Origin of the sequence: Blautia sp. aa_0143, from assembly GCF_004167315.1 — a bacterium.
GTDB classification, from domain to species: domain Bacteria; phylum Bacillota; class Clostridia; order Lachnospirales; family Lachnospiraceae; genus Blautia_A; species Blautia_A fusiformis.
On the sequence record NZ_RCXU01000002.1, the window covers coordinates 111,550 to 127,971 of the forward strand.

The 16,422-nt window shown below is 40.4% G+C and carries 15 protein-coding genes and 1 pseudogene; 3 read left to right on the forward strand and 13 right to left on the reverse strand.

Going from position 1 to position 16,422, the window contains the following annotated elements:
• Window positions 1-352: 352 nt before the first annotated feature.
• A complete protein-coding gene (locus EAI83_RS01510) occupies window positions 353-1,189 on the forward strand; it encodes a tyrosine-type recombinase/integrase (protein ID WP_158526512.1) in 837 nt (278 codons plus the stop codon).
• On the opposite strand, the gene EAI83_RS01515 is transcribed toward EAI83_RS01510, so the two are convergent.
• From EAI83_RS01515 to EAI83_RS01570, 13 genes and pseudogenes are all read right to left on the reverse strand, one after another.
• Window positions 1,186-1,710: a hypothetical protein gene (locus tag EAI83_RS01515; protein ID WP_161206332.1), complete on the reverse strand. Its 525-nt coding sequence runs from the start codon at window positions 1,708-1,710 to the stop codon at window positions 1,186-1,188. The genes EAI83_RS01510 and EAI83_RS01515 overlap by 4 nt on opposite strands.
• A 56-nt stretch (window positions 1,711-1,766) precedes the next feature.
• Window positions 1,767-2,531 (reverse strand): site-specific integrase, encoded by a 765-nt coding sequence (locus EAI83_RS01520; RefSeq protein WP_129974505.1) that lies wholly within the window; start codon window positions 2,529-2,531, stop codon window positions 1,767-1,769.
• Between the two features lie 17 nt (window positions 2,532-2,548).
• Window positions 2,549-3,721: a site-specific integrase gene (locus EAI83_RS01525; RefSeq protein ID WP_021652077.1), complete on the reverse strand. Its 1,173-nt coding sequence runs from the start codon at window positions 3,719-3,721 to the stop codon at window positions 2,549-2,551.
• A 446-nt stretch (window positions 3,722-4,167) separates the two neighbouring features.
• Window positions 4,168-5,493, reverse strand: a complete 1,326-nt coding sequence (locus tag EAI83_RS01530) for a hypothetical protein (RefSeq protein WP_129974506.1) — start codon at window positions 5,491-5,493, stop codon at window positions 4,168-4,170.
• Between the two features lie 374 nt (window positions 5,494-5,867).
• Window positions 5,868-7,001, reverse strand: coding sequence for a hypothetical protein (locus EAI83_RS01535; RefSeq protein WP_118752692.1), 1,134 nt, complete (start codon window positions 6,999-7,001; stop codon window positions 5,868-5,870).
• Between the two features lie 153 nt (window positions 7,002-7,154).
• Window positions 7,155-7,280 carry a hypothetical protein gene (locus EAI83_RS17680; protein ID WP_256380166.1) on the reverse strand — a complete coding sequence of 42 codons (126 nt, stop codon included), beginning with the start codon at window positions 7,278-7,280 and terminating at the stop codon, window positions 7,155-7,157.
• A gap of 328 nt (window positions 7,281-7,608) precedes the next feature.
• A pseudogene (locus EAI83_RS01540) lies at window positions 7,609-8,259 on the reverse strand (IS982 family transposase); the annotation flags it as partial.
• Between the two features lie 3 nt (window positions 8,260-8,262).
• Window positions 8,263-8,574 (reverse strand): carboxylesterase family protein, encoded by a 312-nt coding sequence (locus EAI83_RS01545; protein WP_021652615.1) that lies wholly within the window; start codon window positions 8,572-8,574, stop codon window positions 8,263-8,265.
• Window positions 8,575-8,606: 32 nt separating this feature from the next.
• Window positions 8,607-9,068, reverse strand: a complete 462-nt coding sequence (locus EAI83_RS01550; RefSeq protein ID WP_022427260.1) for an NUDIX hydrolase — start codon at window positions 9,066-9,068, stop codon at window positions 8,607-8,609.
• Window positions 9,069-9,090: 22 nt separating this feature from the next.
• Window positions 9,091-10,017, reverse strand: a complete 927-nt coding sequence (locus tag EAI83_RS01555) for an AEC family transporter (protein ID WP_022427259.1) — start codon at window positions 10,015-10,017, stop codon at window positions 9,091-9,093.
• 39 nt (window positions 10,018-10,056) lie between these two features.
• A complete protein-coding gene (locus EAI83_RS01560; RefSeq protein ID WP_129974507.1) occupies window positions 10,057-11,505 on the reverse strand; it encodes an ATP-binding protein in 1,449 nt (482 codons plus the stop codon).
• Between the two features lie 21 nt (window positions 11,506-11,526).
• Entirely contained in the window at window positions 11,527-12,228 is a 702-nt protein-coding gene (locus EAI83_RS01565) for a DNA alkylation repair protein (RefSeq protein ID WP_129974508.1), read from the reverse strand.
• On the reverse strand, window positions 12,225-13,541 hold the full coding sequence (locus tag EAI83_RS01570; protein WP_243113433.1) for a Na+/H+ antiporter NhaC family protein: 1,317 nt from the start codon (window positions 13,539-13,541) through the stop codon (window positions 12,225-12,227). The genes EAI83_RS01565 and EAI83_RS01570 overlap by 4 nt, the downstream gene beginning before the upstream one ends.
• Before the next feature lie 314 nt (window positions 13,542-13,855).
• Between EAI83_RS01570 and EAI83_RS01575 the strand changes: the two genes are divergently transcribed.
• Both EAI83_RS01575 and EAI83_RS01580 read left to right on the forward strand, forming a co-directional pair.
• On the forward strand, window positions 13,856-15,439 hold the full coding sequence (locus tag EAI83_RS01575; RefSeq protein WP_129974510.1) for a glucose-6-phosphate isomerase: 1,584 nt from the start codon (window positions 13,856-13,858) through the stop codon (window positions 15,437-15,439).
• A gap of 87 nt (window positions 15,440-15,526) precedes the next feature.
• On the forward strand, window positions 15,527-16,357 hold the full coding sequence (locus EAI83_RS01580; protein WP_129974511.1) for a Cof-type HAD-IIB family hydrolase: 831 nt from the start codon (window positions 15,527-15,529) through the stop codon (window positions 16,355-16,357).
• The last annotated feature ends 65 nt before the right edge of the window (window positions 16,358-16,422 follow it).

The window sequence follows — 16,422 nt, forward strand, 5'->3', positions numbered from 1 at the left end:
TTTTCATTTCGGAATATTCTAAGTAAAAAATTTTTTCATTTTGTCAAAAATTGATAAAAATGGAGGGATAATAGAATGCAAATCATACATATCAGTAATGTAAGAGTTAAAAGCAGAAATTAAATCCGCTTATAACTGACCAAAAAACGGCCTGTAATGGCTGATGACAGAAAAGAAAAAAGACATGAAAGAAACAACCGAAAAGAAAGAAGGCATCACTTTGGAAGATTACCTGGAATACTGGTACTACAACAATTACCTTCCCACTTCAACCAGCAGCAGTACAGATGCTTACTACCGCTAGATGATTTTTAGTGTTATTGAGCCGAATCTTCCAGCTATGGGGCTGCCCGTGGAAAAGACATATGCGATATTCCTGAATGCACTTTTGGAACGTGTGAGCATAAAAAGCGAAAATACGGCAGCTTCTTTACACCGTTTTCTCCGTATTCTCATAACAAATGGGCTTGGAAACAAAATTGGAAATCTGTGGCTTTTCCTGGATTTGAAAAATTATTCTGCAATTGAGAAAGAATTGATCCTTTATACGCCGGAACAGCTTTCCTGTTTCCTGTCAGCTGCAAAAAATGATACGGCTTCCCATTATCTTGAATTTGCCCTGGCACTTTACTGCGGACTGAAAGCCGGGGAAATCCTGAACCTTAAGTATGACAGTTTTGATCTGAGAGCAGGTACTGTTACCGTAACTGGGATGCATATCAGAAATTATAGTACCAATGAGCATTATGAATCAAAAGCAGGACAAGAAAAATACAGTAACAGAAAGCTCCGTGGTGAAAGTAACTACCGCACCCTACCTGTGCCAGATTTCCTTTTTGATGAAATTAAATGCAGAAAATCTCAGAATGAGCGCATCCATAAAAAATATCCAGGCCTGGCTGAAAAAGATGTTCTTTGTCTTGGACCATACGGAAAGACAAAGACACTTCCAGCATTAAACACCAGATTGAAAAAGATTACGCAGGCTGCAGGCCTGCCTGGTATCACAATGGGAGATCTTCGCTATATGTATCTTGCCAGTCTTATAAAAGAAGAAAAGCATATTAAAAGGATCATGGAGCTCTTTGGTTATACAAACCCCAGCCGGATGCTGACCCTGTGTCAGCAGATTGCGGAACCGCAGGGAGAACTTTCCACTATGAAATTTATATTACCAGTGATGTTTTAAATGGAATAAAAATTATTCAAAAAATATTCCCTGTAGACGGAATCTCCTGGGAGCAGGTAGACATCTGTTTCTTTCCAGCTACGGGGAACAGGTAGAAGACGGTTCGTAGAAACATATTCCCCGATTGCGTGAGAAATGTCATAAACGTCCGGCTCTTTTACAAACACGTAAACTTTCTTGGTGAAATCCGGGCTGTAATGTCCCAGACACTGAGAAATTGTTTTGATATGGACCTGATAATCAGACAGAATTGTCGCATAGGTATTACGGAATTTTCTCCATTCAAGTCTTGGAAATTCACATTGTTGCAGAATCCGATTATAAGCATCTGTATAAAATCTGCGATTATAGCAGCGTCCATCTTTCTGGCAGCAGATATATCCCAGATTCTGAAAGCCTGGATCTTCTGCTTTGCGTTTTTCATACCGCTGCCGTTCCAGCAGAATCTCGTCAAGGACAAAGTCTGCCAGTTCTACCTGCCGGTGGCTCCTCGCTGTTTTCAGCTGGATTTCCTGCGACAATGCTGGCCGCTCTATATGAGAGTTTTCCGGATACAGACTTCTTCCGAGCTGACGTGTCACGGTAAGTTTTTTATTAAGAGAAAATCAATATCTTCATATTTCAGTCCGATCGCCTCCGATACTCTGAGACCGGCAGTAACGGCAAGAAGCATAGGAAGATAGATCTGTGGTTCCTGTTTCCGGCAGAGATGTAAAAGATGCGCATCCTGTTCTACTGTATATACGTTTGCTTCTGTTTTCGTTTCTTTTTGAAAAAGACCGGATTTCTTTAATTCATAATTGAGACCGCTGTATATGTTTACTGGAAAATAACTCCGTTCCTGTGCATAGCGCAGAGACCCTGATATCATTCCGATGGCGGTACGCTGTACATTTCTTGAAGGAATCTTCCGTAATGCCCGGATCAGGTCTTTTCTCTGCAGACAATCAAGTTTTTGGTGTCCGATCACGGGAAGGATATGATTATTCAAGATGCTGCGATAAGAAGTATAGGTATTATAGGAAATTCGTTTTTCTCCGATCATATGATGATAAAACCAGTATTCGTAGAATTCCCTGACTGTATAAGAAAAAGGGATGAAAGTTCCCCTGGCAATGTGCATCAGTGCAAGATCCCTTTCCATACGGGCCGTCTGCTTGTCAGATGAGGTTCTCTGTACCGTCCTAACATCACCGGATTCAAAAACCAGTTGAAGACGGAAACAGTATTTTTTCCTGGATGCCAGGTAAACCACATCTCCCAGTGATCGTCCAGAAATAATATTTCCATAGAAAAAGGGTTCTTTTACGGCTGGAAACAATGGATATTTTTTCTTTTGCATAAATAGATTTCTCCTTCTCACCGCTCTGTTCCGGATTCAAAAACAGGATCCAAGGTGTTTCCGATGACTATGCCTATTTCGGGTTCCTCACATGGGAATATACTACAAAATGCCAAAGTCGTATTTAGTTTTGTATGACCGAGAATGGCAGAAATTGTCTCCAGGGAGAATCCCTGTTCCATAAGAAAACGGGCAAACATATAGCGGAGGTCACCCATACAGACTACAGGGAGGCCGGCTTCTATTGCGATCTGTTTTAAAGAAACCCCAAGTGTGTTGTCGGATTTTGTCTTTGCAGCCGGGCCAAGACAGATGCTGGATTTATATTTGGTTTCGGATGGATATTTTTCCAGGATAGAAAGGTTCTTTTTTCTGCGTATGGCAAGTTCCTGGAAAATAAAAGAAGGGATTTTTAAGGTACGGTTTTGTCTGGTTCCGGAAAGCTTTTTGAACTGATAGCCATCTTCTGTATTACGCTGTATGGTATATATACGCTGTATTTTTACTGTACATTCTTTTTTATGGAAATCTGAATATCTAAGCCCAAGAATTTCTCCTTTTTTCAAGCCACAGAAAAGTGCCAGCTGAATCTCCAGATAACTGCTGGAATGTGAAGCTACGTCCAGAAATCTGCGAAGCTGTTCGTTGGAATAAAACGTTACATTTCTCACAGGCTCCGGATAATGTCTGATCTCCTGAAAGTTAATATCCGGAATATAGGAATTATAGTAAGCGAAACGCAGAGCCATATGAAGAAGCCGGTAAGCGTAATATCCTCCATTGGTACAGACTTTTTGACAGTCTCCCAGAACTTTATTAATATAACCGGTACTGATGCAGTCAAGGAGGATATCTTTGTGAAGATGCGGCAGTATGATCAGTTCTATCACCCATCGATTACGCAACTGGGCACTGGAACTGTTAAAAATCGGTGTATAGACATCTCTGAGCCAGTAATTCAGGTATTCCGAAAAAGTAAACGGCATGTTCCGGGATTTTTTTAACCTGGATATTTGATCCTGGTAAGCATCCATGGACTGCTGGTAACTCTCTAGGGCGTCTTCCTTTGATGAAAAACCGGCACTGCTGCCATATTCAATAGTGCAGATGAGGGAATTCACAGTTTTAGTGAGATGTCTCCAGGTGCCATTTTTTTCCTGAAATACGGGAGTTCTTGTGTGTTCTTGCATTTCTTGTTTTTTCCTTTGTGTGTTATTTCCTTATCGTAAAGATATTTTACATTTTACCATAAACAGATCATGTATCTTTTGCAATCCATATCTAACTCCTCAGTAGTCATTTCTTTCGTATGATTCTGTAATACGTTGCCAGTAGTTCTACCTCGATAAGAATAGATGAATGAATATTCCGGTCAGCAAGTCCATACTATCCAACTATTAGGAAAATGATTGGCAATTATGTAGAATACAAGAAATCTCACAAATGCAAAGCCGACTTACTCCCCACAAAGCGGCTCTGGGCTTGGAATTCACTCAATTCTTATCAATTGTAAACAAGCCAAGCAAACGATATACAAACAAGTGCTTTTGTGTTAATGTTCTCTAAATACAATAAAAGAGTAGAGAACTTATTGATATGCCCCATACCCTTATTCTATTATTTTTGCGTATAATTTTTAAACAACTTTAGAAATTATCATTACATTTGAAAATTTTATTTCATATCCTGCATCAGCAATTCCCATAAGTAACGCTGCCAGAAACGCCGGCGTAAATCCTATGCTTTCAATAAAATTCTGAACATTAAAAATCCTATAGTAGGATTTCCCATTTGGGGCTGTACATATCTCAACTTCATTCAGCAATTCTATTTTTTTTATAACAATCTCAAAATAACTTTTTGATTCAAATATTGGTCTGATTTCTGATTCCAAGAAACTTTTCATTTTTGTAATATCATCCAGGCATATCAAAGAATAATGCTCCATATATTTTTTGAAAAGAAACGGCGTATCAATAACAGAAAGCATATCTTGATACATTTTTCTAAAATATTGCAAAACAAAACTTTTATTTAAATATGGTTGGTTTGTTAAAAATTGTGGGGAATGCTTTTTTTTCATATCATTATATATTTTTTCTATCGCTATGCAATGTTCTTTGAAACTTTTCTCCGCACTTATCCCCTTAGTTCTTTCTATCAGAAAGTAATTTTCATTTCCAATAAACTGAATATGATTCAGTTCATTAAATTTGTTCTTTATTTGATTATAGTTACTAACGATTTGTTCCTTTCCAAAATCATCTCTAAGGCTTATATAAAATTGCTCGATTAAATCTTCCATATCTTTTGGGATAAATCCTTTAATTTTACGTGTTCCATTCCATTCAATACAATATTTTTCAAATATAATACTATACCCCATCCATTGACACAAATCATACATAAACTGGTTTGTACGGTCATCTGATTCATTATAATAATGGTACTCCATGTCATAGGAATAATGGTCACACCAAACTTGCAGATATTCTTTTGCAGATACACGTTTATCATTATACGAAACAAATTGATTCTCAGAAAACTTATCCCATTTATCAATACGCTTTTGGTTGAGATTTTTTGCAAATGCAACTTGCACTGCATGATACTCTGTCAGTTTCGCTGCTCGTAAATCTGCATATTTTACTATTCGATCCCAAATATGCGTGAATTCATGAAATAAAATAACTTTTAAATACTCCATAGGACATTTGGCCTTTAAATATTTTTCATTAATCCTTATTTCAAGTTCACTACTGAAAATTGGAGATACTGCCGCATCACATCCACGCATATTCATAAAAGTTATTTTTTTAATTTCCGGCAATTCGTAAAAGCTAATATATATCTTAAAATTTTCATATTCTTCATAGACCATCTTTCGCAATTCAGTTTCTCTCTTTTTTCGACGCTCTTTAATTTCGCCCTCTGATATCATTATAAAACTTCCTGTAATCATACTTTTTCCTGCCTTTTATTTTATTATCAAAAAATATATTTTCTTTAAGTCCTGCATCATCAACCACTAATGTTTTTATCATAGGTTACACTGTTGATTTCTAATCGTTGTACTTAATTAAGTAATTGTTATTCTTTCTTATCGTAAAAAGTTGCCAACAAACGCAAATCAAATCTGGCTGTAACTCCGGTACTATTATTAAACATATACTTTCTGCTGAAGAACTAACTATCAGATTTCCTGATAGTTACAAGGAACTCTCTTTATAATTGTTATAAAGGCTACTTGGAATAGATATCTTCTTTATTCTACTCTATAATATCATGTATTGCTTTATTCTGCGGCTTCGGTCAATACATTAGACTCATACATTTTTATACTGATCTCAAGGCATCCCGCAATAAAGTCTGTAAATTTTTGTTTGTAATGTTAAAGTTGTATTTCCATTCAACCAAAATGACCCCCTTATCTTGACATATTTTGCGTTTTTTCTCATCGAGAACTTTTCTATGCTCCAATGCTTTCTTTCCTCCAAAAAAATCTACATCCGTATAATGTTGTATTCCCTGATATTCTATTCCAACATTTAATTTGGGAATATAAATATCCAAACTTTGGGGAGAAAGCCATTCCGGTCTATATTGAAATATAGCATCTGAATAAGTTTTCTTTACTAATAAAAAAAGAGATTGTTCATGTTTCCATTTAGATATTATGATTCCATTTTCAATTAATTCTCCCTTTAAAATGCTCTTTGCTGTTTTCCAGTCATAATTCTTATCCCCTGCATTCTGTGCCTTAAGATACATAGCTTGTAAAAAAGGCATTAATGTATTTTTTAAATTCAAATACAATTCAAATTCTGATCTAAAAAAGCCCTTTTGCACTAATCCTTCTATATTCTTTCGAGTAGCATATATTATATATGGATTTGTGTCCTTTCTTGTAACATAACCCTGATAATGCATTAAACTATTAGGAACTCTCATAGTATATGCGTAAGAATCATTTCCACAGCATTCCAAATAATAGCATAAATGAACTCCCAGCAATTTATATCCACCGAAGTTCTCTCCCAATACTGCTGAATAAACTAAGTGATTCATTAATTCTATTGTTTCTTTTTTATCGCGACAAAAAATAGCCAAATGATTAATTGTATCATCATCCGGTAATAAATTTTCTATTACATAATCCTTTTTAGCTTCTTTTTTTATTAATGCTTGTATCATAAAATAATTAGGTGTATATGACTCTGGATAAATAAAAGCAACATCTGAATCATCAATATTATTAAACTGCTCTAAAAAGCTCTGTACATATTTATTAACAACATATTTATACGAATTCTCTTCTAATATTGTCTTTTTTGCATCATCCCACTCTTTCAGTGTTTGCCTCCACAAAAATTTTTCATATCCGGATTCAATAAAATCATCTTTAATTTTTTCTATTCCAACATTATATTTTGAAAAGGCTTCTTCTTTCAAAAATTCATTTAAATTCATTTTAATCTCCATTCCGCCGCCTTCGGCAGACGGCACAAATAGCAATGAAAGTGTTCCAACTCTCTACACTGAAGTAAAAACAGTAGCGTTATCATTCTTAGCTCTGTTAGGCGGAGTCTTTTTAGACTTCATTTCCGCTTTCTCATTCAGACTTCACAACTCAAGCAACTGAGGAAGAGAAAATTTATCGGTATCTCCAAGATTTACGATCTTTTTCATCAGCTCATTATATCCCAGAAGCGCATTCATTGGTGTTCGGATATCATGAACGTTTTCCATCAAATCGTGCCTTTGAGAATCTGTATAAAGCTTTCCTAATATGGAAGCCTGTTTGATAATTGCCTTTGGATTCAGAACTTCATATATATGCTTCAACAGCGTTGATCTTGACATTTGGAATTTGTATTTTATAAATAGGTAAGCCCAAAAGCAGACCTGCCCATCTTCCATATTTATTTCATTATACACAAATATCTATCTGTTTTTTACAATACAGACCAACCAGTATTTCAGATATTATAATTTAACCTATTGTGCTATTTCAAATAAAATGTTTAAAAACTTGTAAAAGCCGCAAAAAATCCCTGTTTTTTGATAAACAAATTTTTTAGAATATCAGTTCTTTGATTTTTCCAAGTTCGCAGGTTTCACCGAAAATACTGTTTAATGCAATGCAGAGGTTGTATGCTAATACTTTATTAACCAAACGGGTGCATAAGCCCTGAAAGCTTTTGGCAAGTACTCTTTCTGCATTTAACTGACCGCTTAACTGTGAAAAGACAGTTTCTACCCGTCTTCTCAATTTGAAGATCAGTTGACGCACCGATTTTGGCCAGTTTTCTTTACTGTTGGAACGCTTGAGTGCAAAAAGACAGATCGTTTGTTCCTGCATTTCCTGCATGAGTTTTTCGCCAACATATCCTTTATCTGCTAAAATTGTAATATTTGAACAATTATCCACCAGATCTCGTAATCCTTCACGGTCATCTGTGGATGCCGGCGTAATCTCAAATGCAGTAATGTAACCTTCTAACGTGACCAGGGCATGCACTTTATAGCCGAAGTAAGTTTCCTTTTTAGAAGGGCACTTTCCGTAATCAGCACCCTGGCTGCGAAATGTTTTGCAGTATCGTGCACGTCCGAATTTGCAAACTGCAAGCGGAAAACTATCAATAATGCAATAAGAACTGACCGGAACCGGAAAAACAGAGAGCATCTTTTGTCTTAATAATTCGGTTGTCTGCATCAGAGCACGCCTCATTTATATATGGATAAAACGAACTCTTTTTCCAGTGTTTCCCGTAAATATAGGAGGGAAGAAAAATCCCTCTTCTTTTTTTCCAAGGAGAAAACCGCCTCCGTGCAGGTTAAACATGACTGGAAGTTTTCCTTCATAATTTCGGGGACGGTAAATATCCATGAAATGACAGGGCTTTCCATCTCCCATATAGTCAATGTCACAAATGAGTTCCACATCTTCCGGAAACGGATATTCCGCTTCATGTTTTTTCAGAAAATTATCAAGAAGTTTTTCTTTTTTTGCGGTTTGCTGTGCAATCATTTTATTAAACATGATTTCCCCTCCAGCTATGAAACAATCTACTATTAATACAAATGAATTTTCTTCTCTACAAGTCTGTCACCTTCATACTGCAATTTTACAGAAAAAAAGCGTTTTTCTCCTGAAAGGAGCAGATCAAGAAATACCTGATCCCCCTCCCATGCCGGAAGATTCGGCACCATGGCTTTGTCAACCCAGCAAAGTTCTCCCTCATCACATTCAATCAGTTCTCCTGTATATTCATCGGCCGTGAACACACACATAAGTTCTGATTCGCATTCACTGTTTATAAATGTCACCAGGCCACGGAACTTATAGGAGGTAAGTGTCAGCCCTGTTTCCTCTTTCACCTCACGAACAAGGCATTCTTCCGGAGTTTCCTGACTTTCCACATGCCCGCCAACGCCGATCCATTTGCCCTCATTCATATCATCCTGTTTTTTTACTCTGTGAAGCATCAGGAATTTATCATCGTTTTCTATATAACATAATGTCGTTGTCGTCATTTGATCCCTTCTTTCAGTTCCATCATCCTGCCACTGCCAGTGTGATATAAACCAGGATTGAGACCACACAATACAGAGAATTTGTTGTGGATGCATAAGCACTGCTCTCTTTCTTTCTCAGAAAAGTCTGCATACTGAATGTAGCAGGCGAGGACATATATGTAATAACCGCCAGGTTCAGAAGCCTGGAACCTCCTACCAAATATTTTACTGCCATGAGAACTCCCGCAATCATCACTGCCTGCAAAAGGACTCTCAGCAATATGGTTTTGAGGCAGGGGCTGATAAGTTCCGGCGCAAGTTCCATACTGTACCCAACTACAATAAGAATAATCGGCGTAATGGCCGTTGTCAGAATATTCTCCACACTGAGATAACAATTGCCAAAAGGACTGTCCAGAAGCCGGGTGATCATTCGTGTCAGTCCCACAATAATTCCAAGAACCGTTCCTATAAAAGCAGGGGTTCGCAATGCACTGTAAAACAGGCTTTTTGCATTGATCTTTTCCCCGTTTTCCGTCTGTCCCAGCATTCCCATATACACACTGAATCCAAAAAGAAGTCCCGCAATATCCAGCACTGCAATCTGTGAAAGATTTTCGCTGCCACAAAGACTTGTATACAACGGGTAAGCCATCATTCCACCTTCATAGATACAGATCAGAAACGGAAGATATTTCTTATATGGCTCGTCCATAAATCTTTTCATCCAGAATCCTGCCCCAAATGAAATCAAGAGCATCACAAACATGATCAGAACCAGAATTCCGATCTTTCCACTGTACTCTGCTGTTGCCAGTGCATGAAAAATTGCCACAGGAAGCATAATATTTGTTACCAGTGTTTTCATGTTATTGACACCACTCTGATCTAAAAGTTTCCATTTTCTGCACAGGATTCCAAGAATGATCATCGCCAGTACAGGCAAAACAATCTCCAAAACTTCCATCTCTCTGTCTTCCTCTCCATTGTCTTTAATCTTTTGTTTTTATCTGTTTCTGTGCATCTGCAAAATCTCCATCATCACTTCATATACCGCCATATTCTCTCTCACCACCAGAGCCAGGCTCTCTTTCGCCTGATTCAAAAGATGAAAAAGTTTTCGTACACTGGAATATTTTTCCGCGGAGCACCTGGATCTTAAATATCCTTTTTCGTCGTAATAATACTGTTCATCCAGCAATACAACGATCTTCTCCGCATCTCTCACTGCCTGGATACCAAGCTGTCCAGAACCCTCTGGTATCCGCTGCTGATATCCCTGTCCCGCAAAATCATTCAGAAAATTTTCCACCTCGCGGTCATTATTGGCATACACCACTGCAATATGCGGATACCATCTGGGGCTTCTTTTTTCCGGCAGGTGCATCATGTTCTGGATAAAAGAGGAAAGTTCCGCATTGGTACGGATCCGGTTTGTCAGATGGAATTTCTGGATCTCCGGCAGATTTCCCAGGCTTTCCACAATGCTACGATCCATCTCTTCCGGTGAGATCACATCCTCGGAATCACTGGAAAAGATCACCGGCCTGTGCTCACTCCATGTAAGCAGAACCGATAATTTTTCCAGGGACAGAAGATGTGCTTCATCTACCAGAATGCTGCTGTAACAGCCAAGATCCGTCGTTCCGTCCAGCTGAGTATCTGCCAGAAAATCTATCCGCCGCAGACGTTCATGAAGAATCTTCCATTCTTTTCCCGCCTCTCCACAGTGAATGATACAGACTCTCTGGCGCACGGACAACTTCATCGCAATATCATAAAGCAACAATGTTTTTCCGGTTCCTGGAAGTCCGCTGAACCAGAAATATCCTCCTCTTTCTCCACGTATTCTCTTCAGAATCTGCCGTTCAATATCTCTCTGCTGGGAAGTAAGGAAATACTCTTTTTTGAGAAAACGCTCCGGTTCTGTCAGCGGAGAGATCAGATAAAGCTCTGCCTGAAACAGATCCGCGATATCTCCCTCATAGTCCGGGCTTTCTTTCCCCAATGCAATACATAGCTGTTTCCAGTCCCCCTCCACAATGTGATCATGATTGGTCAGTCTCACCAGATGATCTTCACTGCTGATATAGGTATACGACAGGATCGGTTTTCCAAAAACAGACAGATAATACCGGTTCTGGATCAGCTGTCTCCGGATAGCCTCGTCCGACACAATGCCGCTTTTCAGTTCAATATTCACGATCTGGTCATCTTTGATCTGAAGAAGATCGAACTCCTTTCCAAGCTTCGGGATCTGAAACGAATAGAAAAAGCGCAGCTTATACACTTCCTCCATATGCAGTTCCAGTTGCTTCACCAGTGCTTTCATACTTTCCAGTTCCCACTCTTTGATCCTGAGAAAAAAATCTCTGCCGGAAAGCTGGCGTTCCAGCTTCTGGACACATTCCATATTCTGATTTCTTGTAAGTGCATAGATCGATATTGCCTTCATATTCCAACCCTTACCTGCTGTTTATTTCTTTATCCGCAGTGTCCTGAGATGATCCTTCTGCTCTTGTGTGATCCGGTAGCTTTCAATGGATTTCTGGATCGTCTTGTTATGAGTCCAGATATCCATTCTCTGCTCTTCCAGGAATGGAAGGATCTTCTCATACTGTTTTGCCAGCGCTGTAGCAAAATACCAGGCTCGCATCATATTTACATAATATTCTTCCGAGCGGATCGCTGCCACTTTCTCAGCATATTCCGGTTTAAATTCTTCATCCAGATAATGACGCATCAGCATACTGATCCCGAACCGGATGGTATAAGGCTTATCCGACTCCATCCAGCGATAAATCTCCCGGATAAATATATCACGGTATTTTTTCATCATATGGAGCGCCAGCAGATCACAGGTCGCCCAGTTATCAATATACGGAAGAAAACGCTCCAGTTCTTTCAGACATTTATCATAATCTCTGATCTGCTCGATCAGCAGGCCATGGAGATTATTTTCCTCATAATACTGATGAGGAAGAACCTTCAGGAACATTTCGGATCTTTCTGTTTTTCCAAATTCTTTTGCAAATTTCCGGAGTATCGGTGTCCGGATACCGATGATCTTTTCTTTCTCCACAGTCGGAACCAGCCTTACATGAAAATCCCGATATCCTGTATCCTGCATTTCAAACAGTCTTTTCCGGACATCCCGGATCATCTCTTCCTGATTCATTTATCATCCCCGCCTTTTATACCAAAGATCGCGATCAGAGAACTCACAAGCAGAAGCATGGGGTAAAACAGTTTCGGCATGATCTGAAAAGCAGAAAGCTCAAATCCCAGTTCCTTTGCCGCAGAAATGGCAACCAGCATCTGGGCTCCATATGGGATCACCCCCTGGAAAATACAGGAAAATGTATCCAGGATAGAAGCTGTCTTTCTGGAAGTGATCTTATATTCCAGCGCCATTTCCTTTGCAATGGGGTTGGCCATAACAATAGCTACCGTATTATTGGCTGTTGCGATATCCATGGCTCCAACCAGAAGTCCCATACCAAGAAGTCCGCCTTTTTTCCCTTTAAAAACTCTCTGTATTCCGGAAAGCAGCGCTTCAAAGCCTCCATGCTCCCGGATCAGCGCACACATGGCTGCTACAAGGATAGCCACCATACATGTCTCAAACATCCCGGAAACACCGGAGCCAATATTTGTCAGAAGCTCCACCGGCGTGATATGTCCTCCAAGAAGCATAATAAATGCTCCGGAGACAATTCCGATCAGAAGTACCACAAATACATTGATGCCGATAATCCCGCCAATCAGCACCAGAACATACGGAAGGATCTGCACAAGATGATAATCCTGTACCACTCTTCCCTGAATCTCTGTCTGAAAAGACAGGATAAGGATCAGGAGCAGTGTAACAACAGCTGCCGGAAATGCAATCCAGAAGTTTTCCCGGAATTTATCTTTCATCTGACAGCCCTGACCGTTGCAGGCTGCGATCGTGGTATCAGAAATAAAAGAAAGGTTGTCACCAAACATGGCTCCTCCCATCACCGATGCCACACAAAATGCCATATCAAAACCGGAAGCTTTGGAAACCGCTACCGCAATAGGGGTAAGAAGCGTGATCGTCCCAACGGAAGTTCCCATAGCCACAGATACGAAGCAGGCAACTACAAACAATACCGCAACAGAAAAACGTGCCGGTATCAGAGAAAGCATACAGTAGGCCACACTTTCTGCACTGCTGCGCCCCACAACACCCACAAAAGAGCCTGCGGTCAGAAAGATCAGAAGCATGGTGATGATATTTTTATCTCCTACTCCTTTTGCCATAAGCTCCAGCTTTCTGTCAAAGCTGATCGTTCTGTTCTGAACACATGCCACCAGGATCGCAGACAGAAAAGCCACAACGATCGGTACATTATAAAATCCCATAGGGATCTTCATCACATACTCAAACAAAATCCCCAGTCCCAGATACAGGACCAGAAAAACACCGATAGGCAGCAGTGCGATCACATTTCCTTTTTTCTTCATTTCCTCCATAAAACAATTCCCTTCATCACTTATTATATTCCCGGCTTTTTTCTCCGGGTGATCTGTTTTCTATCATATCATATTTCCCCATTCCTGTCCTGCTGCTGACGGAAACTTCTTCATATTTCCGTCACGATCCTGTTATCTCTGATATTTTTTACCTTATTTAACAAGATTTTCACCAATTAAATCGTTCCTTCCGTTGAAATCCAGAGCTTTTTTCAGTATAATTGGCTGTAGACAATTGTGAAAAAGATATCCGAGGGATTTATGTTGATATCTCTGATCACAGTCATTAAAGGAGGAATATGATTATGGCAACATGGAAAAATCTGGACACTCTTGCTTCTTACAGCAAACTTAACAGTCTGAAAGATCACGTGAACATTGCAGAGGCAATGTCCGGCGAGCAGGGTGCAGAACGTGTAAAGAAGTACAGCGTACCGATGGCCGCAGGTCTGGCTTACAATTACGCAGCTAAGGAAGTGGACGAGACCGTTCTTGACGCACTTTCCAAACTGGCTGATGAGGCAGAACTGATCGAAAAATTCCAGGAATTATATAACGGCGCAGTGATCAACACAGGCGAGAAACGTATGGTCCTTCATCATCTTGCACGTACACAGCTTGGCGAGCCTGTTGTTGTTGACGGTGTGGACAAGCGAGAATTCTATGTAGCTCAGCAGAAGAAAGCTGCAGATTTTGCAAACAAAGTACATGCAGGCGAGATCACAAATGAAGCCGGTGAGAAATTCACTACGGTTGTACAGATCGGTATCGGCGGAAGTGACCTGGGACCGCGTGCATTATATATCGCACTTGAGAACTGGGCAAAGGCAAACAACACCTTCAAGATGGAAGCAAAATTCATCAGCAACGTTGACCCGGATGATGCAGCTGCTGTTCTTGCATCTGTAGATCTTGCTCACTCTCTTTTCATCGTTGTATCCAAATCCGGTACAACACTTGAAACTCTGACAAATGAGGCATTCGTAAAAGACGCACTTACAAAAGCGGGCCTGAACCCATCCAGACATATGCTTGCTGTAACCAGTGAGACCTCTCCTCTTGCAAAGAGCGATGACTACCTTACCGCTATTTTCATGGATGATTATATCGGCGGACGTTACTCTTCCGTTTCCGGCGTAGGCGGAGCGATCCTTTCCCTTGCATTCGGACCGGAAGTATTCGCAGACATCCTTGACGGAGCTGCCGAGGAGGATAAGCTTGCAACAAATAAGAACATTCTTGAGAACCCGGATATGCTGGATGCCCTGATCGGCGTTTATGAGAGAAATGTACAGGGATATCCTTCTACTGCAGTTTTACCATACTCACAGGCATTAAGCCGCTTCCCTGCTCATCTTCAGCAGTGTGATATGGAGTCTAACGGTAAATCTGTAAACCGCTTTGGTGAGCCGGTGGATTATGTGACCGGACCGGTGATCTTTGGTGAGCCAGGAACCAACGGACAGCACTCCTTCTACCAGCTTCTGCATCAGGGAACCAATATTGTTCCGCTTCAGTTCATCGGCTTTAAGAAGAGCCAGCTTGGTGTTGATGTTGATATCGAGAACAGCACAAGCCAGCAGAAGCTCTGTGCAAACGTTGCAGCACAGATCGTTGCTTTTGCATGTGGAAAAGAAGATGAGAACCTGAACAAAAACTTCAAGGGCGGACGTCCTTCCAGTATCATTGTTGGTGAGGAACTTACACCGAAGTCTCTGGGTGCGCTTCTTGCACACTTTGAGAACAAGATCATGTTCCAGGGCTTTGTATGGAACCTGAACAGCTTTGACCAGGAGGGTGTACAGCTTGGTAAGGTTCTTGCAAAACGTGTTCTCGCTCATGATACAGACGGAGCACTGAAAGTTTACAGTGATCTTCTTGATATCTGATAAACAGATAGGTACCGTCCCGGAAAATGTTTTTTCGGGACGGTTTTTCTGTATATGTGACCTTAACCGGGAAAGGAAATCTTAAATATGCAGCAGATAAAAATGATCGGTCTTGATCTGGACGGAACTCTTCTGAATACAAAAAAAGAACTCACAGAAAATACCAGGCGCGTTCTCAGGGAAGCTATTGATGCAGGTATCCTTATTCTGATGGCTACCGGCCGGCCATATACCGGCATTCCCGCGGAACTGAGAAATTTTCCGGGAATTCACTATGCTCTCACCTCCAACGGAGCCAGAGTCCTTGATACAGACCATAATAAACTTCTTATCGAGCAGCTTCTTCCCATGGAAAGTGCAAAAAAAGCTCTCCGTATCTTTGAAAAATATGATACTTTAAGTGAGATCTATTTTGACGGCCAGGGATATGCAGACGCTGCCAAGCTTGATAATGTAGGAAAATACCATCACGACCCTAATATGTGGAATTATGTCCGTACTACCCGTATCGCGGTTCCGGACATCCAGGATGTCATTACAAAAGAAAACAGAAGCATGGATAAAGTCCAGGCGCTTTTTGCAGACATGGAGGAACGTGCCTCCGCCTGGAAGGAATTAAGTGAACTTAAGGAGCTGGAGCTTGTAGGCTCCTTAAGCTACAATATTGAGATCAACGCCGCCGGTGTCAACAAAGGAACCGCTCTTGTTGCTCTTGGCAAAATGCTGGGAATCCCAAGGGAATCCATTATGGCATGCGGAGACGGTGACAACGATGTCCATCTTCTCCGGGAAGTCGGTTTTGGCGTAGCCATGGCCAATGCACAGCCCCAGGTAAAAGAAGCAGCCGATTATATTACTGCTTCCAATGACGAAGACGGTGTAGCACGCGCCATTGAAAAGTTTGCGCTGCACCGATGAGATATTCTATTATGTATGCCAAAAAGGAACCGACAGTTTTTACGCTGTCGGTTCCTTTTTTAGAA

What these genes read in the sequence shown, in the direction of transcription:
- EAI83_RS01560 (WP_129974507.1), bottom strand. Translation starts at nt 11,505, where the DNA reads ATGAAGGCAATATCGATCTATGCACTTACAAGAAATCAGAATATGGAA.
- EAI83_RS01535 (WP_118752692.1), bottom strand. Translation starts at nt 7,001, where the DNA reads ATGAATTTAAATGAATTTTTGAAAGAAGAAGCCTTTTCAAAATATAAT.
- EAI83_RS01570 (WP_243113433.1), bottom strand. Translation starts at nt 13,541, where the DNA reads ATGAAGAAAAAAGGAAATGTGATCGCACTGCTGCCTATCGGTGTTTTT.
- EAI83_RS01525 (WP_021652077.1), bottom strand. Translation starts at nt 3,721, where the DNA reads ATGCAAGAACACACAAGAACTCCCGTATTTCAGGAAAAAAATGGCACC.
- EAI83_RS01545 (WP_021652615.1), bottom strand. Translation starts at nt 8,574, where the DNA reads ATGTTTAATAAAATGATTGCACAGCAAACCGCAAAAAAAGAAAAACTT.
- EAI83_RS17680 (WP_256380166.1), bottom strand. Translation starts at nt 7,280, where the DNA reads ATGGAAAACGTTCATGATATCCGAACACCAATGAATGCGCTTCTGGGA.
- EAI83_RS01550 (WP_022427260.1), bottom strand. Translation starts at nt 9,068, where the DNA reads ATGACGACAACGACATTATGTTATATAGAAAACGATGATAAATTCCTG.
- EAI83_RS01580 (WP_129974511.1), top strand. Translation starts at nt 15,527, where the DNA reads ATGCAGCAGATAAAAATGATCGGTCTTGATCTGGACGGAACTCTTCTG.
- EAI83_RS01565 (WP_129974508.1), bottom strand. Translation starts at nt 12,228, where the DNA reads ATGAATCAGGAAGAGATGATCCGGGATGTCCGGAAAAGACTGTTTGAA.
- EAI83_RS01575 (WP_129974510.1), top strand. Translation starts at nt 13,856, where the DNA reads ATGGCAACATGGAAAAATCTGGACACTCTTGCTTCTTACAGCAAACTT.
- EAI83_RS01530 (WP_129974506.1), bottom strand. Translation starts at nt 5,493, where the DNA reads ATGATTACAGGAAGTTTTATAATGATATCAGAGGGCGAAATTAAAGAG.
- EAI83_RS01520 (WP_129974505.1), bottom strand. Translation starts at nt 2,531, where the DNA reads ATGCAAAAGAAAAAATATCCATTGTTTCCAGCCGTAAAAGAACCCTTT.
- EAI83_RS01555 (WP_022427259.1), bottom strand. Translation starts at nt 10,017, where the DNA reads ATGGAAGTTTTGGAGATTGTTTTGCCTGTACTGGCGATGATCATTCTT.